Source organism: Arthrobacter sp. Z1-15, assembly GCF_054792395.1.
Window position 1 is genome coordinate 2589012 of sequence record NZ_CP096454.1, and the last position, 19517, is coordinate 2608528.

The 19517-nt window shown below is 67.9% G+C and carries 17 protein-coding genes; 4 read left to right on the forward strand and 13 right to left on the reverse strand.

Annotated features, from left to right (window positions below; all coding sequences use genetic code 11):
• Position 1: 1 nt before the first annotated feature.
• The 8 genes from rimM to ffh form a co-directional block, all read right to left on the reverse strand.
• Positions 2-619, reverse strand: coding sequence for a ribosome maturation factor RimM (gene rimM, locus M1D40_RS11840; protein ID WP_461168950.1), 618 nt, complete (start codon positions 617-619; stop codon positions 2-4).
• Between the two features lie 188 nt (positions 620-807).
• Positions 808-1050 carry an RNA-binding protein gene (locus tag M1D40_RS11845; RefSeq protein WP_104053842.1) on the reverse strand — a complete coding sequence of 81 codons (243 nt, stop codon included), beginning with the start codon at positions 1048-1050 and terminating at the stop codon, positions 808-810.
• Between the two features lies 1 nt (position 1051).
• Positions 1052-1459: a 30S ribosomal protein S16 gene (gene rpsP, locus M1D40_RS11850; protein WP_152217816.1), complete on the reverse strand. Its 408-nt coding sequence runs from the start codon at positions 1457-1459 to the stop codon at positions 1052-1054.
• A gap of 251 nt (positions 1460-1710) precedes the next feature.
• On the reverse strand, positions 1711-2598 hold the full coding sequence (locus M1D40_RS11855) for a VOC family protein (RefSeq protein WP_461168951.1): 888 nt from the start codon (positions 2596-2598) through the stop codon (positions 1711-1713).
• Positions 2599-2677: 79 nt separating this feature from the next.
• Complete coding sequence (locus M1D40_RS11860; RefSeq protein WP_461168952.1) at positions 2678-3229, reverse strand: GNAT family N-acetyltransferase; 552 nt, start codon at positions 3227-3229, stop codon at positions 2678-2680.
• 8 nt (positions 3230-3237) lie between these two features.
• Positions 3238-4005, reverse strand: a complete 768-nt coding sequence (locus M1D40_RS11865) for an alpha/beta fold hydrolase (protein ID WP_461168953.1) — start codon at positions 4003-4005, stop codon at positions 3238-3240.
• A 9-nt stretch (positions 4006-4014) separates the two neighbouring features.
• Positions 4015-4602 (reverse strand): NUDIX domain-containing protein, encoded by a 588-nt coding sequence (locus M1D40_RS11870; protein ID WP_461168954.1) that lies wholly within the window; start codon positions 4600-4602, stop codon positions 4015-4017.
• A 110-nt stretch (positions 4603-4712) separates the two neighbouring features.
• Complete coding sequence (ffh, locus tag M1D40_RS11875; RefSeq protein WP_461168955.1) at positions 4713-6296, reverse strand: signal recognition particle protein; 1584 nt, start codon at positions 6294-6296, stop codon at positions 4713-4715.
• 129 nt (positions 6297-6425) lie between these two features.
• Here ffh and M1D40_RS11880 point away from each other — a divergent pair, with 129 nt between their 5' ends.
• Positions 6426-7835 carry a glucose-6-phosphate dehydrogenase gene (locus M1D40_RS11880; RefSeq protein ID WP_461168956.1) on the forward strand — a complete coding sequence of 470 codons (1410 nt, stop codon included), beginning with the start codon at positions 6426-6428 and terminating at the stop codon, positions 7833-7835.
• Between the two features lie 351 nt (positions 7836-8186).
• Here M1D40_RS11880 and M1D40_RS11885 read toward each other — a convergent pair whose 3' ends face one another.
• The gene (locus tag M1D40_RS11885) at positions 8187-8525 is read right to left on the reverse strand and encodes a P-II family nitrogen regulator (RefSeq protein ID WP_104053827.1); all 339 of its coding nucleotides are present in this window, start codon (positions 8523-8525) and stop codon (positions 8187-8189) included.
• Positions 8522-9817, reverse strand: a complete 1296-nt coding sequence (locus tag M1D40_RS11890) for an ammonium transporter (RefSeq protein ID WP_341394803.1) — start codon at positions 9815-9817, stop codon at positions 8522-8524. Before M1D40_RS11890 ends, M1D40_RS11885 begins: the two co-directional genes overlap by 4 nt.
• A gap of 332 nt (positions 9818-10149) precedes the next feature.
• Between M1D40_RS11890 and M1D40_RS11895 the strand changes: the two genes are divergently transcribed.
• Positions 10150-11856 (forward strand): hypothetical protein, encoded by a 1707-nt coding sequence (locus M1D40_RS11895; RefSeq protein ID WP_461168957.1) that lies wholly within the window; start codon positions 10150-10152, stop codon positions 11854-11856.
• 150 nt (positions 11857-12006) lie between these two features.
• On the opposite strand, the gene ftsY is transcribed toward M1D40_RS11895, so the two are convergent.
• Entirely contained in the window at positions 12007-13224 is a 1218-nt protein-coding gene (gene ftsY / locus M1D40_RS11900) for a signal recognition particle-docking protein FtsY (RefSeq protein ID WP_341394801.1), read from the reverse strand.
• Positions 13225-13343: 119 nt separating this feature from the next.
• On the opposite strand from ftsY, the gene M1D40_RS11905 reads away from it, so the two are divergent.
• Entirely contained in the window at positions 13344-14735 is a 1392-nt protein-coding gene (locus tag M1D40_RS11905) for an MFS transporter (RefSeq protein WP_461168958.1), read from the forward strand.
• Positions 14732-15475 (forward strand): glutamine amidotransferase, encoded by a 744-nt coding sequence (locus tag M1D40_RS11910; RefSeq protein ID WP_341394799.1) that lies wholly within the window; start codon positions 14732-14734, stop codon positions 15473-15475. The genes M1D40_RS11905 and M1D40_RS11910 overlap by 4 nt, the downstream gene beginning before the upstream one ends.
• A gap of 114 nt (positions 15476-15589) precedes the next feature.
• Here the strand turns inward: M1D40_RS11910 and M1D40_RS11915 are convergent, their stop codons facing one another.
• Both M1D40_RS11915 and smc read right to left on the reverse strand, forming a co-directional pair.
• Positions 15590-15715 carry a hypothetical protein gene (locus M1D40_RS11915; protein ID WP_341394798.1) on the reverse strand — a complete coding sequence of 42 codons (126 nt, stop codon included), beginning with the start codon at positions 15713-15715 and terminating at the stop codon, positions 15590-15592.
• Between the two features lie 152 nt (positions 15716-15867).
• Complete coding sequence (smc, locus tag M1D40_RS11920) at positions 15868-19488, reverse strand: chromosome segregation protein SMC (RefSeq protein ID WP_461168959.1); 3621 nt, start codon at positions 19486-19488, stop codon at positions 15868-15870.
• Positions 19489-19517 lie beyond the last annotated feature (29 nt).

Genomic DNA, 19517 nt, shown 5'->3' on the forward strand with positions numbered 1-19517 from the left:
TTTAGCTGCCGGCCCCGTCCTGGGCATTGGCGTTGTCTGCTGCGTTCTGCGGCTTGTCGGCAGGCTTCTGCTTGGCCGGCTTGTCCTGCTTCTCGGGCTTGTCCTCGGGCAGGTTCAGTTCAAAGAGTCCCGGCGGCGGGGTGATCAGGACGTACCCGCCCTCGACGTTGACCTCGGGAACGATGGCTTCCACGAACGGAACCAGAACTTCGCGTCCCTGGGTGTCGTCCACCACGAGAAGGTCCTGGACGGTCAGGGTGCGCAGCCCGCTGACGGTGCCGACGACGTCGTCGCCCACCTTGGCCGCCAGGCCCACCAGCTCGTGCTCGTACCAGCCCTCGTCGTCGTCCTCGTCATCGAGTTCCTCGGTGTCGACGGAGAGCACGGCGCCGCGCAGTTCCTCGGCGCCGTTGCGGTCCGCAACCTCTTCGAACCCGAGCAGCAGGATGTCCTTGTTCCACCGTGCGCTGATGACCGTGAGCGGACCCTTGGACGCGGGCTCGACGGTGAGTTCCGTTCCGGAGACAAAGCGGTCTTCGGGGGCGTCGGTCATGACCTGGACGGTCACTTCGCCGCGGATGCCGTGCGGCTTGCCGATTCGTGCCACCTGTAACTGCATGGGGAGTTCTCCTTGTTGTGGTGCGGCGGGGTGCTGCAGCCGGGGGTGGGCCGGTTAGGGCCCGGAAACACATCCGGCCCCTTCACCATTATCTGGTGCAGGGGCCGGATGCCGTGAACTGCGTTCAACTGGTACTGCTGTGAAAAGTGCTGTGAACTGCCGATGCAGTCCGGCCGTGCCGCGGATGTTCAGCGGCGGCGGTCGGTATCCACTACATCAACGCGAACCGGTTCGCCGTTTGCCAGGGCCGCGATCACAGTGCGCAGTGCGCGTGCGGTCCGTCCCTGGCGCCCGATGACGCGGCCCAGATCATCCTGATGAACTCGCACCTCGAGGGTTTCCCCGCGGCGGTTGCTCTTGGCGGAAACCTTGACGTCCTCAGGACTGTCAACGATTCCGCGGACGAGATGCTCCAGCGCTTCGGCCAGCAAGTTACTCAGCCTCAGCCTCTGCGGAAGCCTCGGGAGCCTCGTCCTTCTTGGCCTTCGGGGTGATGGCTTCGGGAACGATCACGGACTTCTTTTCGGGAGCTACGAAAGCTTCCTTCGGGGCCTTGACCTGAAGGGTGCCTTCCTGGCCCTCGATGTTCTTGAACTTCTGCCAGTCACCGGTGATCTTCAGCAGAACTGCGACCTGCTCGGTGGGCTGGGCGCCGACGCCGAGCCAGTACTGGGCACGGTCCGACTTGATGTCGATGTACGACGGGTTCTCGGTCGGACGGTACAGTCCGATTTCCTCGATGGCACGGCCATCGCGCTTGGCACGGGAATCCATGACAACAACGCGGTAGTGTGCTGAGAACTTCTTGCCGAGGCGCTTAAGGCGAATCTTTACGGCCACTTTTGTGGTCACTCCTGATCTGAAAAGGGGCGAACCCGTACTTCTGCTCCCGTGGGGCGGGCCATAACGTTGGGGTTCAAAAAGGACAAGATGCATGCGCGGAGAGAGGGTCCACGCAGATCGAGTACCTGACCATTGTGCCAGATGAGTCCATGTTTGGCGACTTGGGCCGGCTCCGGCGCGGCACAGGCGGACGGGGAACGTTTTGGCCGGGTTGCCCCGGTGCCAACGGCCCAGAATACGCACCGCCGTTAGGCGACGGCGACACGCAGGCGGTTGCGCCAGGGGTCCTCGAAGCGGAGCTCGGCACCGGTGTGGTGACTGGAGATGCCGGCGACCTTCAGCCGGTCAGCCAACCCGGCGACGTCGTCGGCTGCGGGAACGGTGATCAGCACCTCGCCCAGCCCCAGTGTGTCGCGGCGGGGGCCGGCACCGCGGCTGTTCCAGACGTTCATGGCCATGTGGTGGTGGTAGCCGCCGGCGGACACAAACAGGGCCTGGCCGTGGAAGCCGGCGGTCCGTTCAAAGCCGAGCGTGTCCACATAGAAGGCAGCGGCGGTGTCCGTGTCCCCCACCTGGAGATGGACGTGCCCGACGCCGGCCCCGGCCGTGCGCACTCCGCTCAGCGCTTCCTCGGTGAGGTGTTCGCGGAAGTAGGCCTGCGGAGACAGTGCGAGCGAAGCCATCCGGACTTCCCGGCCCGTCGACGTCTCATCCCAGTTCCAGAGTTCCCGGGGCTTGTCGTAGTAGAGCTCGATTCCGTTGCCCTCGGGGTCCGTGAAGTAGAACGCCTCGCTGACCAGGTGGTCGGCTGAACCCACAAAGGCTGACGGGTCGTACTGGGCGGCAGAGGCAACGGTGGCGGCCAAATCAGCCTGGGAGTCAAAGAGGATGGCCGTGTGGAAGAGGCCCGCCTCACCCCGGGACGCCACCTGGAGTCCGGGCGCCGGGGCCAAATGAACCACGGGGACGTTTCCGCGGCCCAGGTACTGACCGCCGTCGGCCTCGGCGACGACCTCCAACCCAAGAGCCCCGCGGTAGTAGGCCGAGATATTCGTCAGGTCACCGACCTTGAGCATCACGGTCCCCATGGCGAGTTCGGAGGGCAGCAGATCGGAGGTGTTTAGTTGAAGGTTCATGTAATGAGTTTAGTTGAAGCTTCACGTAAAGCCAAGCCGTGGGCGGGCTTCTGGTTCTGGGGAGAGTCAGCCGGCCGTGTCAGTTCGACGGCGAGAGTTCGACGCGCATGGCAACCCGCTCCCCCAGCGCGTCCAAGCCGAGCTGCTTTTCGTGCTCGCGCAGTTCGCCCAGCTCACCGCGGGGACTGAGCACTTCGGTAAAACCGCAGCTCCGGTAGAACGGAGCGTTGAACGGCACCCCGGCAAAGGTGCACAGCGTCATGGAGGTATATCCCTGCGTCCGCGCCCATGCCAGAGCTGCTTCCACCAGGGCCCGGCCCACTCCGCCGCCTGCCGCGTCGGGGTGCACGGAGAGCTGCTCCAGATGTGCCTGCCCGTCCACTTCTTCGAGCCTGGCAAACCCCACCGGCGGAGTTCCCGCCACCAGAAGGTGCAGGGCGGAACCCAGTTCGGCTGCGGAGGCCGGAGGCGGCAGAGGCAGCGGATCGACTCCGGAATCGCGGCTGCCGGGATGCCCGGCACCGGAAACCCCGACGCCGGGCATCCCGGCCAGCAGGATATCGGAGGCCGCCTCCAGCGCAGGCAGCAGGAGCAGATCCTCCGCTGCAGCTTCCCGAATGACAGGGACCACGCGGCGCATCAGCGGTCCCCCGCTTCCATCCGACCTTCGCCAGCTACCGTCCGCCGCGCAGCGGCCAGGAACTCGCGGATGGCCTTCCGGCCCGCGCCGGTGTCCTGCGGGCGGTGGTTTCCGCCGACCTGCCGGTGCTCGGCCCCGGTGGACACCAGGAAATCCGCGACTTCCTCGTACAGCGGCTCCCATCCGCCGGTGAGCACAAGAGTGGGCACGCCGGGAACAATGTCGAGCGGCGCTTCCCAGGGCGGAGTCTGCAGGCGCAGCCGGGCAGCCGACCGCCTGGCGGCTTCATCGGCCGGAGCGGTATGGCCCGGCCGGGCGGCACGGCCCGCTGCGGCGGCCTCGACGGCAAAGACACGGCGGACAAACTCGCGCTCAAAATCTTCGTCGCTCATATCCGGCGCGGCGTCAAAGAGCGGCTGCAGCAGTTCCCGGTGGGCAGCGGTGGCCGGGAGGTCACGGGTCAGCGAGAACACCGCCGGCTCGCACAGGATCAGCGAATACACCCGGCCCGGATCCCGCAGCGCGGCCAGCATCGCCGGAATGGCGCCTGCGGAATGCGCCACCAGATGGCCACCCTCGCCCAGGGCCTCCCGGATTATGGCTATGTCAGCCTCCAGATCCGGCGCCTGCGGCTCCTCGACGGCGTCGAATCCGTGCCGCTTGATAAACAGGCAGTCGTAGTTCAGCGCCAGTCCGTGCTGCCGCGGCCAGGCCGCCGCGCCGAAGCTGCCGGCGCCGTGCACAAACACCACTCGTTCAGAAGGCATGCGGGACTCCTAACGTCCAAGAATTTCGGAGAAGCCGGCCACCGGCGGCATCATCCGACGGGACGACGGCGGTACAGCCGGTTCCCCGGCAGTGCTCCTGCCGTCCACCAGTTCGGTCACCGTGCCAAGGTCCAACGCCTCCAGCGCGCCGGCAATCCTGCGGGCTGACGCTACGCCCAGCACCTCGGCGCAGTCCGGCACCGATACAAAGCGGGCTTCCCGTTCACCGCCGGCGGCAGTGAACCCGGCGACCGAGGTGGCCAGCGCCCCGCCGTCGTACACAAACGCGATGGAGTCGCCCTGACTGCCGGGCCGCGCCGCGCCGGGACGTGCCCCGGTCTGCGCTCCCGCCTGGATGTAGTCCAGCACCAGAACGCGGCCGACGCCGAGCTCCAGTCCCAGCGTCGAGGCAATGATGCGCCGGGCCGCGGAGCGCGGATCCTCTCCGCCCAGGACGACGCCGCCGGGAAGCTCCCAGCTGCCGGAGCCGGAGCGCAGCAGCAGCACGCGGCCGTCGATGCTGCGGATCAGGGCGGCGGCAGTGGTGCTGCGCTTGAACACGGATCCGTAGAACCCGCTCAGTCCCTGTGCTGCCACACTGGCCTCTTCCCTGGATTGCCTCGCCGGTGGACCGGCCGGACCCGGCTGAATCCGCTTTTAAACAGACACCGCCGGACGGGCGGTCCGGCGGTGTCCAGCGTAATCCGTTACTTGCCCAGGAACTTCTCGAAGCCCTTGGGGAGGTTCAGGGACGACGGGTCGAAGTCCGTGTCCTGGGCTCCGAAGGCGCTGCCCGTGGGAAGCGCCTTGCGGGCCCCCGCGCGCCGGGCCTCGGCCTCGGCCAGCTCCTGGGCTGCCTTGGCCGGGTTTCCGGAACGGGCCTTCTTCTTGCCCTTGGACGCCTGCTGCTTCTTGCGCGAACCGCTGAACCCGCCGGGTCCGGCCATTCCCGGCATCCCCGGCATGCCGCCGCCGGCAGCCATCTTCTTCATCATCTTCTGGGCCTGCACAAAACGCTCCAGCAGGCCGTTGACCTCGGACACGTGCACGCCGGAACCGCGGGCGATGCGGGCGCGGCGGGAACCGTTGATGATCTTCGGCGCCACCCGCTCGTGCGGCGTCATGGACCGGACAATGGCCTCGACGCGGTCAATTTCACGCTCGTCAAAGTTCTCCAGCTGCTCACGCATGCCGGCGGCGCCGGGCATCATCATGAGCATCTTCTTCATGGAGCCCATCTTGCGCAGCTGCTGCATCTGCATCAGGAAGTCATCCAGGGTGAAGTCTTCCTGGTCGGCGAACTTCTTCGCCATCCGGGACGCTTCGTCCTTGTCCCAGTTCTGCTCGGCCTGCTCGATCAGCGTCAGGACGTCGCCGAGGTCCAGGATGCGGCTGGCCATGCGGTCCGGGTGGAAAACCTCGAAGTCGGTGAGGCCTTCACCGGTGGAGGCGAACATGATGGGCTTGCCGGTCACCGACGCGACGGACAGGGCGGCACCGCCGCGGGCGTCGCCGTCGAGCTTGGTCAGGACCACGCCGGTGAAGTTGACGCCTTCGTTGAACGCCTGCGCTGTGTTGACGGCGTCCTGGCCGATCATGGCGTCAATGACGAAGAGGACTTCGTCAGGGTTGATGGCGGCGCGGATGTCCGCGGCCTGCTGCATCAGTTCGGCGTCCACACCCAGGCGGCCTGCGGTGTCAACGATGACGACGTCGTGCAGCTTGGTGCGCGCTTCCTCAATGCCCTGGCGGGCGACGGCGACCGGATCGCCGGTGGCGGACTCGAACTCGGAGGAGACACCCGGGTGCGGTGCATAAACCGGCACGCCGGCGCGTTCGCCGTTGACCTGCAGCTGCTTGACGGCGTTCGGGCGCTGAAGGTCGGCCGCGACAAGCAGGGGGCTGTGGCCCTGGCTCTTGAGGTGCTTGGAGAGCTTGCCGGCGAGGGTGGTCTTACCGGCACCCTGCAGGCCCGCGAGCATGATGACCGTGGGCGGGTTCTTCGCCAGGCGCAGCCGGCGGGTCTCCCCGCCGAGGATCCCGACGAGTTCCTCGTTCACGATCTTGACGACCTGCTGACCCGGGTTCAGGGCCTGGGAAACCTCGAGACCGAGGGCGCGCTCCTTGACGGAGGCGGTGAAGGCACGGACCACGGGCACCGCGACGTCGGCGTCGAGCAGGGCGCGGCGGATCTCGCGGACTGTGGCGTCGACGTCGGCTTCGGTCAGTTTGCCCTTGCCGCGAAGGTTCTTGAAGGTTGTAGTCAACCGGTCAGACAGTGAATTGAACACGTGCCGCGCACTTCTTTCGTCAGATCTTCGCCATGTTTGGCAGGCCCAGCTGTTAAGGGTACCAAGGCAGGTTGAGTATTTGCCGCAAAACTCTTAGCGGTTCAGCGCCGCCGGTGGCAGGCTGGAGACATGACTGAAACTTCACCTCTTCGCACCCTCATGATTCTCGGCGGCACCGGAGACCTTGCGCAGCGTCTGCTGCTGCCCGGACTGGGCCAGCTGATCGGCAGCGGCCGGGCGCCCGATGACCTGCGCGTCGTCGGCTCCGGTTCCCGGGACTGGACCGATGAAACCTGGCAGGACCTGCTGAAGGAGTCCTTCGCCGCTGCGCGCAGCGAGGCCGACGACGACGGCCGGGAAGCGCTCGATGCCGCTGTCCGGAACGGCAGCTACCTGCAGGTGGATCTGAAGGATCCGGAGCGGCTGGTCCGGGACATCCAAAGCCTGGACGCGCCGCTGGCCGTGTACTTCGCGCTGCCGCCGGAGGTTACGCAGTCCACGGTGGCGGCATTGAAGCCCGGGGACCTGCCCGAGGAGACCCGGCTGGTGCTCGAAAAGCCCTTTGCCAGCGACGAGGCCTCGGCGCGGGAGTTGAACCGGGTGCTGGCGGAGCTGGTCCCCGAGAGCCACGTGTACCGGGTGGACCATTTCCTGGGCATGGCCACCGTGATGAACGTCCTCGGGCTGCGGTTCACCAACCGGATCCTGGAGCCGGTGTGGAACAACCTGCACATTGAGCGCGTGGAGATCCTCTTTGACGAGGAACTTGGACTCGAGGACCGGGCGAAGTACTACGACGGCGCCGGCGCCCTGCGGGACATGATCCAGAGCCACCTGCTGCACACCATGGCCGTCATCGCGATGGGCGCCCCCGCAACCCTGGGTGAGCGGGACGTGCGGGATTTGATCGCGGCCACACTGCGTGCCTCCTCGGTGCCGCAGGACTATCAGCACAGCACCCGCCGCGCCCGCTGGACTGCCGGGGAGATCAACGGCGAAGGGGTCCAGGCGTACGCCGACTCCCCCGGAGTGGACCCGGACCGAGAAACGGAAACGCTGGCCGAAGTCGAAATCCGGATCGAAAACGACCGCTGGGCCGGGGTGCCGTTCATCCTGCGTTCGGGCAAGGCGCTGGGCAAAAACCGGCAGGAGGCCGTCATCACCTTCAAACCGGTGAGCCACCTGCCCAACGGATTCACCGGGACGGCAGGGGACGCATCCCGGCTCCGGATCTCTTTTGCTCCGGCCAGGCTGGAACTGGAACTGAATGTGAACGGACCGGAGAACGTCTTCATCCTGGAGCGGACCGGGCTCAGCGCTCCCATGCACAAGTCCGCACTGACCCCGTACGGCGAGGTCCTGGCCGGGATCCTCTCCGGTGACCCGCTGGCCTCCGTGCGTGCTGATATTGCGGAGGAATGCTGGCGGATCGTCGATCCGGTGCTCAAAGCCTGGGCCGACGGCGAGGTTCCGCTGGAAACGTATCCCGCCGGAACCATGGGCCCTCCGGAGTGGGAGAGCAGCCGCGCGGAGCTGTAACGGAGTACGGCTTTCCGTCGCACCAAGCTGCACAGGTTCCCACCCTCTGTAGCCTTGCGCGGCGGGATGGACCACAAGAGGCTACAACCGCCCCAAACAATGGGAACGCGCGCACGGAGCAGGCCGTCGCGGCGGCATAGCCATCCCTCGCAGCACATCCGTGGGGCGACGGCAGGAAGGCAGCCCGAGGACGCGACTCCACCCCGGCGTGAACGCAGGAAGACCCCCGGAGCTGCGGCGGCGAGCCGCAGTTCCGGGGGTCTACCTGTCCTACTCGGTCTTCCTGTTTTGCTGTGCGGCACTGACCGACCAAGGGGCCAGAGACCACCGACCGGCCCGGAGGTCAGAGACCTAGAGCGCGGAGTCCCCTCGTTCCCCGGTGCGGACCCGCAGCGCTTCCTCCACGTTGACCACCCAGACCTTGCCGTCCCCGGCCCGCCCGGTGTTGGCGGTGGAAACCAGCACATCCACGATGTCGTTGAGCCATTCGTTGGCCACCAGGACCTCGATGCGGATCTTCGGCAGCAGGTCCACGGTGTATTCGGCTCCGCGGTAAACCTCGGTGTGTCCGCGCTGGCGTCCGTAGCCGTTGGCCTGGCTCACGGTCAGGCCCTGCACCCCGTAGCTTTCCAGGGATCCGCGGACGGCGTCGAGCTTTTCCGGGCGGACAATGGCGGTTACCAGCTTCATGAGTTCACCGTTTCCTTAGTAGAGGTGCGCGCGGAGTCCGGGAAGGGCCGGAAGGATCCGCCCACGCCCAGCCCGCCGAATTCGTAGGCAGTTTCGGCGTGTTCACTCAGGTCCACGCCGTTGACTTCGGAATCCTCGGACACCCGGAAGCCAATGGTCTTGTGGATGGCCAGGCCAATGATGAGTGTCAGGACTGCGGAGAAGATGATGGCGACGACGGCGGCCACCACCTGCGCGCCCAGCTGCGCAAAGCCGCCGCCGTAGAACAGGCCGCCGCCCTCGCCCTCAACCGGGAGGGCAATGAAGCCCAGGGCCAGGGTGCCGGCAATGCCGGCGACCAGGTGCACGCCCACCACGTCCAGGGAGTCGTCGTAACCCAGCTTGTATTTCAGGCCGACGGCGAGCGCTGACAGGATTCCGGCCACCAGGCCCAGGCCGACGGCGCCGAGCGGGCTGACGCTGGCGCAGGCCGGGGTGATGGCCACCAGTCCGGCGACGATGCCCGAAGCGGCACCCAGCGACGTCGGGCGTCCGTCCCGGAAACGTTCGGTCAGCAGCCAGCCGACCATTGCCGCAGCCGGGGCCGCCATGGTGTTGATCCAGATCAGTCCGGCTTCCTCGGCAGAGCCGGCGGCGCCGCCGTTGAAACCGAACCAGCCGAACCAGAGCAGCGTGGCACCGAGCATCACGAAGGGAATGTTGTGGGGGCGCTGGCTCGGATCCTTGCCGAAGCCCTTGCGCTTGCCGATGATCAGGGCCAGGACGAGCGCCGCGACGCCTGCATTGATGTGCACCACGGTGCCGCCGGCGAAGTCGATGGCCTCGCCCACCACTGAACCGATAGCTCCCTCTTCGCCCAGCAGGCCGCCGCCCCAGACCATGAAGGCCACCGGGCAGTAGACCAGGGTGACCCAGACCGGCACGAAAACGGCCCAGGCACTGAATTTGGCGCGGTCCGCAATGGCGCCGCTGATCAGTGCCACCGTGATGATGGCGAAGGTGGCACCGTAGCCGGCGCTGATGAGGTCCTCGGTGCCGATCAGGGACTCAAGGCCGAAGGAGGTAAAGGGATTGCCGAACAGACCGCCCACACCGTCGCCGCCCGTCATGGAGAAGCCCCACAAAACCCAGACGACTCCGACCAGCCCGATGGACACGAAACTCATCATCATCATGTTCAGTGCGGCCTTGGCGCGGGTCATCCCGCCGTAAAAGAATGCCACTCCGGGCGTCATGAGCAGCACCAGTGCCGCCGAAACCATCACCCAGACGTGACCTGCTGACAGATCCATCTTCACGTCCCTTCACCTGCTGCGGGCCCTTCCCGCACCATGAACTGTGCCGGGGCAAGATTTCGGGCTCCGCCCGGGATGATTGCCGGAACATTACAAACCGCCCCCTGATGTAAAAACTCCGCGTCGGCCATGTTTCCGCAGCATTTCGCCGGGCATGAGCAGGCATCTCGCCTGGTCGGATACCGGCCTTCGAGCGGTCTCCACGGGACGCGGCAGAGGCCGGCGGAGGGGCAGAAAACAGGACCGGAGGCAGCCCCGGCTCCGGACGGTCCACCGTCCGCCCGCGGCTAGGATGGTCCCTAAGTCTCACTACCGGAGGTACAACCTTTATGCCCGAGCAGTCTCCCTTCTCCGGCGGTCCAGATTCCATGGCCGCCGAAGACGGCAACAATCAGCGACCAGGCAGGAACAGGAAGAAGCCGTGGATTATCTCCGGTGCGGCACTGGCGATAGTGCTGGCGGCAGGCGCCGTCGTCGCCCCCATGGTCCTGGACGATGAGGCTGCACCCGCGGCAGCTCCCTCCCCCACCGGCACCCCCTTCACGATGACGCCGAAGCCGGAGCCCACGCTGCCGCCGGCTCCCGCCGTGAACTACTACGAGCAGGCGGGCCCTCCGGCCGGTTCACCGCTGAACCCCGTGGAGCCGCTGAGCATCAGCGTGATTCCGGAAACCACGGGCACGTCCCTGCCCGCCGGGCTGATCGGGCTCTCCCTGGAAGCCACGGACCTGGCGGACCCGTCATTGAGCGGCGACAACGCGGAAATGGTGCAGTCGATCTCCGGGCTGGGCCGGCCGATGCTGCGCTTCGGCGGAAATGCCGTGGACCGCCGGTTCTTCTGGACCTCCGCCGGCGAAGCCATTCCCGGCAATCTCTCCGGAGACAAGGCACACCCCGTGCGCGCCGTGACCCCGGCGGACCTGGAACGGGTCAACACGCTGCTGGAAGCCGTGGACGGGCAGATCGCCCTCACCGTGGATCTGGGCAATTACGACCCGGCCCGTGCCGCGGACATGACCAAGTTCGCCGCAGCAACCTTCGGCGAGCGCCTGGTCGGCATCACCGTGGGCAACGAACCCAACGGATTCGCCAAGACCGGCCTGCGGCCCTCCGGCTACGGCGTTCAGGACTACCTGACGGAACTGCAGGCCTATGCGACGGCCATGCACGCCGTCGCACCCACAGTGCCGATCGTGGGCCCGGGCACCTACGAGCAGTCCTGGTGGGGCCCGTTTGCCGAAGTGGAACTGCCGCAGAAGAAGATCCTGTCCTTCCACCACTACCCGCTCTCCTCCTGCGAAGGCACCGATCCGCTCGGAGAGCCCGTCATGGGCGCGCTGGTCACCCGGCACATTCACGACCATGCCAACAATTTCCGCGGCGCGGCACTGGAACCGGCCGTCGCGGCCGGCATCGAAACCTGGATCCCGGAAACCGGCGTCTCCGCCTGCCCCGGCTCCAACGAGACCACCAAGACCCATGCCTCGGCGCTCTGGAGCGCCGACTACGCGCTGAGCGCGGCCCAGCTCGGGGTAACCCGGGTCAGCTTCCACAGCTCGCTGCTGACCTGCAAGGGCGGCCCGCCCATGTCCGCCATCTGCGCCGGCGGCGAATACCTCCAGCCCAACGGCGTGGTGGACGAACGGGCCAATTACTACGGCCTGTCCATGGTTGGCGAATTGGAGCCCGGCGAGTTCCTGAAGCTGGACACCGCCGCCACCGGTCTGGCCTACCCGTACGCGGTGCGCCACGCAGACGGCAGCATCAGCGTGGTGGTGGTCAACAACAACAACCCCGAGACCGACGCCCAGACCCAGGTCAGCCTCGACCTGCCGGGCAAGGCCCTGACCGGCACGATGTCCCAGATGACCGGCCCGTCCTACGCGGCCCAAGACGGCACGCTGATCGACGGCGCCGCCGCCGAAGGCACCCCGGCCGCCGAGCGGCTGACCCTACCCGGGTTCGAGTACGGATCCAGCACGCAGTCCTTCCCGCTGACTGCCGGAACGGTCACGGTCCTGAACTTCACGTTCTAGCCGGGCGCTGCAACACGTTCCACGGGGTGGGACCACAACCTGCAGCACAAGCAGCCTGCAGCACACGACAAAGGGCTCCGCACTTCCGAGGGGAAGTGCGGAGCCCTTTGTCGTTCCTGCGGTGGTGCCGGGGCACGCGCCCCGCGGGTCCTAGCCCAGCAGTGCGTCCACGAAGCCCTCGGCGTCGAACACGGCCAGGTCATCGGCGCCTTCACCGAGGCCGATCAGCTTGACCGGCACACCCAGGGTGCGCTGGATGGCGACGACGATGCCGCCCTTGGCGGTTCCGTCCAGCTTGGTCAGCACGATGCCGGTGATGTTCACGACCTCGGAGAAGACCTTCGCCTGCATCAGGCCGTTCTGCCCGGTGGTGGCGTCCAAAACCAGCAGGACCTCGTCCACCTCGGCCTGCTTTTCAATGACGCGCTTGACCTTGCCCAGCTCGTCCATCAGGCCAACCTTGTTCTGCAGGCGCCCGGCGGTGTCGATCAGGACCACGTCCACTTCGCCGTCGATCCCGGCCTTGACGGCTTCAAAGGCGACGGAGGCCGGATCGGCGCCGTCGACGTCGGACTTCACGGTGGGAACGCCCACGCGCTGTCCCCAGGTGGCCAGCTGCTCGGCGGCCGCCGCGCGGAAGGTGTCAGCGGCGCCCAGCAGGACGTCCTTGTCCTCGGCGACCAGGACACGGGCGAGCTTGCCGACCGTGGTCGTCTTGCCAACGCCGTTCACGCCCACCACCATGACGACGGCGGGCTTGTCCGCGTGCCGGGTGACGGCCAGGGAACGGTCCATGGTCGGATCCACGAGCTTGATCAGCTCCTCGCGGAGCATCTGGTGCACTTCCTGCGGATCCCGGCTGCCGGAAATCTTGACCCGCTCGCGCAGGGCGTCCACCAGTTCCATGGTCGGTTCGGTGCCGAGGTCCGCCAGCAGCAGCGTTTCCTCGATCTCGTCCCAGACGTCCTCGTCAATCTTGTCGCTGGACAGCAGCGCCAGCAGCGCCTTGCCCAGCGCGTTGTTGGACTTGGCGAGCCGTGCGCGCAGACGGGCCAGCCGGCCCTGCACCGGCTCCGGGGTTTCCACCGCCGGAGCTTCGGGAGCGGGAGCCGCTTCCTCCAGGTCGCGCAGGTCATCGGGGACGACGACGTCGGTGTCAGCCGGGGGCGCGGTGCCCGCGGGCGGCGCATCCAGGACATCGGTGCCGGCCGCATGCGCGCCCGATCCGGTCACCGGATCATTGGCATCACGGGTGGTGGGATACATCCCCTTGGGGGTTCGGCGGGTCCGCACCAGCAGCGCTGCCACGGAACCGACTACCGCAAGGGCAAGGACCACATAGATCACAATCGAAAGAGTCTCATTCACGCTCTCCAGCATGTCACACCGGTGTGTTTCCGGGCACCCGGCGGGCACCTGCCGCCGGTCCGCCGCGGCCCGGACAGGGATCCCCGGAATCCGCGCCGGTCTGAGAGAATCTAGGCATCATGGTTCGTGCTCCCCGTCTCGCGATACCGCGGGAAATCAAAGTCCTCATTGCCGCCGCCTTCGTGATCGCCCTGGGCTTCGGCCTCGTGGCCCCGGTGCTGCCGCAGTTCGCCCAAAGCTTCAACGTCGGTGTTGCCGCTTCCTCCGTCATTGTCAGTGCCTTCGCCTTCACCCGGCTGGTCTTTGCGCCGGCCGGCGGCGCCCTGCTGGAAAAGTTCGGCGAGCGCCCGGTCTACATCGCCGGGCTGCTCATCGTCGCCGTGTCCACCGCGGCCTGCGCCTTTGCCGGCAGCTACTGGCAGCTGCTGATCTTCCGCGGCCTCGGCGGCATCGGATCCACCATGTTCACCATTTCGGCCATGGCCCTGATCATCCGGCTCGCCAAACCCTCCGTGCGCGGACGGGTCTCCAGCGCCTATGCCTCCTCCTTCCTGCTGGGCAACATTGCCGGCCCGCTCGCCGGCGGCCTGCTGGCCGGCTTTGGCCTGCGGGTGCCGTTCCTGGTGTACGCGGCAGCGCTGGTGCTGGCCGCCGGCGTCGTCGCCGTCCATCTCAAGGACGCGCGGCTGGCCGAGGGCGAGACCAAGCCCGCGCCCCGTCCGGTGCTGACGGTCCGCGAGGCGCTGGGCGACTCCGCGTACCGGGCCGCGCTGGCCTCGAGCTTCGCCAACGGCTGGTCCTCCTTCGGCGTGCGCAACTCGCTGCTGCCGCTGTTCGCGGCCGCCGCCCTGACCGCCGGCCCGGAAATCGCCGGCATCTCGCTGACCGCGTTTGCCGCCGGCACCGCCGTCGTCCTGACCTTCTCCGGGCGGCTGGCAGACAGCTGGGGCCGGCGCCCGCTGGTGCTGACCGGCCTTGCCGTGAACGCCCTGGCCACCGCCGCCATCGGCTTCAGCACCAATGTGCCCATGTTCCTGGTGGTTTCCGCCATCGCCGGCATGGGCACCGGCCTGCTGAACCCGGCGCAGCAGGCCGCCGTCGCCGACGTGGTGGGCAATGACCGCAGCGGCGGAAAGGTGCTGGCCACCTTCCAGATGGCCAGCGACAGCGGCGCCATTGTTGGCCCCATCCTGGCCGGACTGCTGGCGGATTACCTGGGCTTCAGCTGGGCCTTCGGTGTCACCGGAGCCATTGTCATCATGGCGTGCTTCGCCTGGATCGGCGCCCGGGAAACACTGGAACCCGAAGCCAGCGCACCGGCTCCGGGTGTTCCGCCGGAGACGGCACCCGATTCGCCCGCGGGCCCCGGGGCAGCACGGGGAGCCGCCCAGCACGCAGCGCCGGGAACCGATCCCGACCCAACGCCGGGAACCGAGCGGCCGGCCAAGCCCGCATCCGCCCCGTCACCGGACGCGCAGGCCGGGCCGTCCCGCACTACGATCGAAGAATGAAGCCTTTCCTGCTGCTGGCCTCCCGGGCCGAAGACGACGCCGCCGTCGAAGAATATGAAGCGTTCCTGCGCTTCGGCAACCTGCTGCCCGAGCAGCTGCACCGGATCCGGCTCGAGGCCGGACCGCTGCCCCGCATCGATCTGGACCGGTACAGCGGCATCTTTGTCAGCGGCAGCCCGTTCAACGCCAGCGACCCGGACAGCACCAAGTCGGAGCTGCAGCTGCGGGTGGAAAGTGAATTGGGTGAGCTGCTCGATGAGGTGGTGGAGCGGGACTTTCCGTTCCTGGGTGCCTGCTACGGCGTAGGAACGCTCGGCCGGCACCAGGGCGGAATTGTTGACCGGCAATTCGGCGAGGCCATCGGCGCGGTGGACATCAAGCTCACCGGCGAGGGCAGGCTCGATCCCCTGCTGCAGGGTGTGCCGGATTCCTTCACGGCCTTTGTGGGCCACCGCGAGGCCATCTCGGCGCTGCCGCCCAACGCCGTGAACCTGGCCGGCTCCGCCACCTGCCCGGTGCAGATGTTCCGGATCCGGGAGAATCTCTACGCCACGCAGTTCCATCCCGAACTGGACGTTCCGGGGCTGCTCACCCGGATCACCGTTTACCGGCACGCCGGGTACTTCCCGCCCGAGGAGGCCGACGCCGTCCGCGACTCCGTGCGCGGAGCGGACGTCAGCGTTCCGCCGCTGATCCTGCGCAACTTTGTGCTCCGGTACGCACGCGAGGACTCCCGCTAGGACAAGCCGGACGGTGCCGGGAAGCCCGGCTGAATAGTCCCCGGCGACTAGTCCCGGGCACCGGAAAGCCGGGCCGTCCCCTGCGGGACGGCCCGGCTTCGGTTCTGCCTGTTCCTACTTCTGGTCGTCTTTCTTGCCGTCAACGGCGTCCTTGGCCTTGTCCTTGACCTGGTCAACCTTCTCCGGGTTGTCCTTTGCCGCGTCCTTGGCCTTGTCTGCCATACCGCCCAGATCTGCCATGATCCTGCCTTCCTCTCAACGGTCCGAGGCCCGCACTCTCAAGGGCTCGGTCTGATACACCTATCCTGCACCGCCGCGGCCGTTGGTGACCCGCGTAGCGGCATCTTTTTGGTCCGGCGCCTGCAGGCCGGCCTCAGACCGCAGGCCGGGTACTAGGCGGCAGGTCCGGCGGCTTTGTCCAGCCGCTGGCTGATCACCGTGGAGACGCCGTCGCCCTGCATCGTCACGCCGTAGAGCGCATCGGCGACTTCCATGGTCCGTTTCTGGTGAGTGATGACAATCAGCTGGCTGGATTCCTTCAGCTCTTCGAAGATGGTGATGAGCCGGCCCAGGTTGGTGTCATCCAGTGCGGCTTCCACCTCGTCCATGACGTAGAACGGCGAGGGCCGGGCCTTGAAGATCGCCACCAGCAGCGCCACGGCGGTCAGCGACCGTTCCCCGCCGGAGAGCAGGGAGAGCCGCTTGATCTTCTTGCCCGCGGGCCGGGCCTGGATCTCGATCCCCGTGGTCAGCATGTTGTCCGGATCGGTAAGCACCAGCCGGCCCTCCCCGCCCGGGAACAATGTGGCAAACACGCGTTCAAACTGCTCGGCGGTGTCGCGGTAGGCGGCGGTGAACACCTGTTCGACCTGCCGGTCCACATCCTTGATGATGTCCAGCAGGTCACGGCGGGTTGCCTTGAGGTCCTCCAGCTGGGTGCTGAGGAACGTGTGCCGTTCCTCCAGCGCGGCGAACTCCTCCAGCGCCAGCGGGTTGACCCGGCCCAGGGCGGCCAGGTCCCGCTCCGCCTGCTTGAGGCGCTTCTCCTGCGCCGCCCGGTCATAGGGCACCCCGGTCATCAGCGGGTTTCCGTCCTCATCCACCGGAGCGTGCAGCGCCGCCCACTTGTCGCCGCTGCCGCCGCCCTCCGCCGGACCCGGAACCGGAACTGGAACCGGAACGGGCTGGTCAGGGCCGAACTCGGCCACCAGATGATCAGGGGTGAGACCCAGCTCCTCGACGGCGCGGGCCTCCAGTGCCTCGACGCGCAGCTGCTGCTGCGCCCGAACCAGTTCGTCGCGGTGCACCGAATCGGTGAGCCGGGCGACTTCGGCGGCAGCATTAGCAGCCGTGGTCCGGACGGTTCCCAGTTCGGCATCCCACGCGGTGCGCACGGATTCGGCATGGTCGCGCTCGGCGGCCGCCGCTTCCAGGGACACCTCGAGGAAGCGCAGCACTTCACGCGCCGCCGCCGCGACGGCCGTTGCCTTCGCTGCCTGCAGGGCACGACGACGGGCGCGGACTTCCGCTGCGGCACGCGCCCGTCGTTCGCTCTCAGCGGCGCGTTCGAGTCCGGCGGCCCGGCCGGCCACCGCCTTGTGCTGTTCCTCCGCACTGCGCAGCGCGAGGCGGGCATCGGTTTCTGCGCGGCGGGCTGCGGCGGCGGCGAGCGCGAGCGCTTCCCGGTGTTCGGTAGACGGTTCCTCGTCGGCCGGGGCCTCGCCCGCGGCGGCCAGCCGGGCCGCAGCTGCAGCCAGCGCTTCCTGTTCCGCGGCAAGATTCTCCTCGGCCGCGCTCACCAGCCGCTGCAGGCGTTCGGACTCCCCGACGGCTGAGCGCAGCGCCGAACCCAGCGTCCCGAGCCGCTCGGCGACGGCGGCGAGCCGGGCATCGGAGTCGTGCAGGGCGGCCAGCGCCGCATCGGTCCTCGCCTGCGCGGCATCCCGGCGGGCAACCGCACCGGAGAGGGCAAAGCCTGCCTGTTCGGACCGGGCGGCAGCAGCACGGATCCGTTCTTCGGTCTCTTCCACTGCCGCCTGCAGTTCAAGCAGGCCCGGAGCCGAAGCGGAGCCGCCGCGTCCGGCGTAAAGGGAGAGGACCTCTCCCCCGGCGGTGACGGCTTTCAGCTCCGGCCGGCCGGACAGTACGCGGGCGGCAGCGGCCAGCGACTCCACGATGACAACGCCGTCCAGCAGTTCCGCCAGTGTGTGCTGCAGCTCCTCCGGTGCCTGCACGGCGTCCAGCGCCCAGGTCGCGCCTTCCGCCGGGGCGGGACGGTGAGTTTTCCCGCCGGTACCGCCGCCGGCAGCCAGCACCAGGTCCACCTGGCCGCCTTCGTGCTCCCGCAGGTGGTCCAGGGCGCGCACTGCAGCACCGGTATCGGCCACCGCAACGGCTGCGGCGGCCGATCCCAGGGCCGCCGTCACGGCCCGTTCGCAGCCGGAACGGACGGTGAGCAGTGCCGCGAACGGTGCCAGCACGCCGTCGAGCCCTGAGTCCAGGAGCAGCGCCGAACCGTCCCGCCGGTCCAGGCCCACGCGCAGGGCGTCTCGGCGGGCGGTCAGGGTTTCGCGTTCGCGCTCGGCATCCTGTTTGGCGCGGCGCAGCTCCTCCAGGGCCGCCGCGGCGGCATCAAGTTCGGCGAGGGCGTCTTCATACTCGGCGTCCAGTCCCTCTTCGCCTTCCTCGGCGCCGGCCGCGGAGTTCTCCAGGGCAGTGAATTCCTGCTGCGCCCGCCGGCGCCGTTCCTCGCCTTCGGTAATGGACGCACGCAGCCGGCCCAGCTCCGCCTCCGCGGCATCCACCCGGGAGCGGGCAGCGCCCACCGCACCGGAGATCCGGGCAAGGCCTTCGCGGCGGTCCGCTGCTGCCCGCTGCACGGCAGCCAGACGCTGCTCTTCGGCAGCGGCCTCGGCTTCCGCGGCGGCCCGGATTTCCTCGGCATCCTCCAGCGCACCGCGGCGTTCTTCGATGGTTTCCTGCAGTGCCGCAGCCTCAGCCCGGACCCGGCCGGCCTGCGCCTGCAGCCGTTCGGGGTCGGAGCCGGTTTCCTCCCGGTGCTCCGAGCTGCCCAGCAGGCGCCGCCGTTCCTCGGCCAGCGCCACCAGGGACAGGTACCGCTCCCGCAGCGAGGACAGCCCGTACCAGGTGTCCCGCGCGGCGTTGACCCGGGGAGTTGCGGAGGCGGCAAGTTTTTCCAGCTCGTCCTGGCGGGCCCGGGCGGCGGCCAGGACCGCGGCGGCCTCGTCGCGCCGGGCGAGGAGCGCGGTTTCTTCGGCTGCATCCCGAGCCAGTGTCCCGGTCAGCGTCACCAGGTCATCGGCGAGCAGCCGGGCCCGGGCGTCGCGGGCGTCCTGCTGCACGGTGCGGGCGCGGCGCGCGACGGCGGCCTGCTTGCCCAGCGGTCCGAGCTGGCGGCGCAGTTCCGAGGTGAGGTCCGTCAGCCGGGCCAGGTTGGCCTGCATCGCGTCGAGCTTCCGCACTGTTTTTTCGCGGCGGCGGCGGTGCTTGAGGATCCCGGCCGCCTCTTCAATGAAGCCGCGGCGCTCGTCGGCGCCGGCGTGCAGGATCCGGTCCAGCTGGCCCTGCCCGACTATGACATGCATCTCACGGCCCAGTCCGGAATCGGAGAGCAGTTCCTGGATGTCCAGGAGCCGGGCGGGGGCACCGTTGATGGCGTACTCGGAGCCGCCGGCACGGAACAGGGTCCGGGAAATGGTGACTTCGGAGTATTCGATCGGCAGGGCGCCGTCGGCGTTGTCAATCGTCAGGGACACCTGGGCCCGCCCGAGTGCCGGGCGGCCGCTGGTGCCGGCGAAAATGACGTCCTCCATCTTCCCGCCGCGCAGTGTCTTGGCGCCCTGCTCGCCCATAACCCACGCCAGTGCGTCCACCACATTGGACTTCCCTGACCCATTGGGCCCCACCACCGCGGTCACCCCGGGTTCGAACTCGAACGTGGTGGCTGATGCGAAGGATTTAAATCCACGCATGGTCAGCGTCTTCAAATGCACGTGGGCCAATCTTTCCTGCGGTCGGGTGA

Coding starts and splice junctions, on each gene's coding strand:
- rimM (WP_461168950.1), bottom strand. CDS start 619: ATGCAGTTACAGGTGGCACGAATCGGCAAGCCGCACGGCATCCGCGGC.
- M1D40_RS11855 (WP_461168951.1), bottom strand. CDS start 2,598: ATGAACCTTCAACTAAACACCTCCGATCTGCTGCCCTCCGAACTCGCC.
- M1D40_RS11865 (WP_461168953.1), bottom strand. CDS start 4,005: ATGCCTTCTGAACGAGTGGTGTTTGTGCACGGCGCCGGCAGCTTCGGC.
- M1D40_RS11880 (WP_461168956.1), top strand. CDS start 6,426: ATGACTGAAACTTCACCTCTTCGCACCCTCATGATTCTCGGCGGCACC.
- M1D40_RS11885 (WP_104053827.1), bottom strand. CDS start 8,525: ATGAAGCTGGTAACCGCCATTGTCCGCCCGGAAAAGCTCGACGCCGTC.
- M1D40_RS11890 (WP_341394803.1), bottom strand. CDS start 9,817: ATGGATCTGTCAGCAGGTCACGTCTGGGTGATGGTTTCGGCGGCACTG.
- M1D40_RS11895 (WP_461168957.1), top strand. CDS start 10,150: ATGCCCGAGCAGTCTCCCTTCTCCGGCGGTCCAGATTCCATGGCCGCC.
- M1D40_RS11905 (WP_461168958.1), top strand. CDS start 13,344: ATGGTTCGTGCTCCCCGTCTCGCGATACCGCGGGAAATCAAAGTCCTC.
- M1D40_RS11910 (WP_341394799.1), top strand. CDS start 14,732: ATGAAGCCTTTCCTGCTGCTGGCCTCCCGGGCCGAAGACGACGCCGCC.
- M1D40_RS11915 (WP_341394798.1), bottom strand. CDS start 15,715: ATGGCAGATCTGGGCGGTATGGCAGACAAGGCCAAGGACGCGGCAAAG.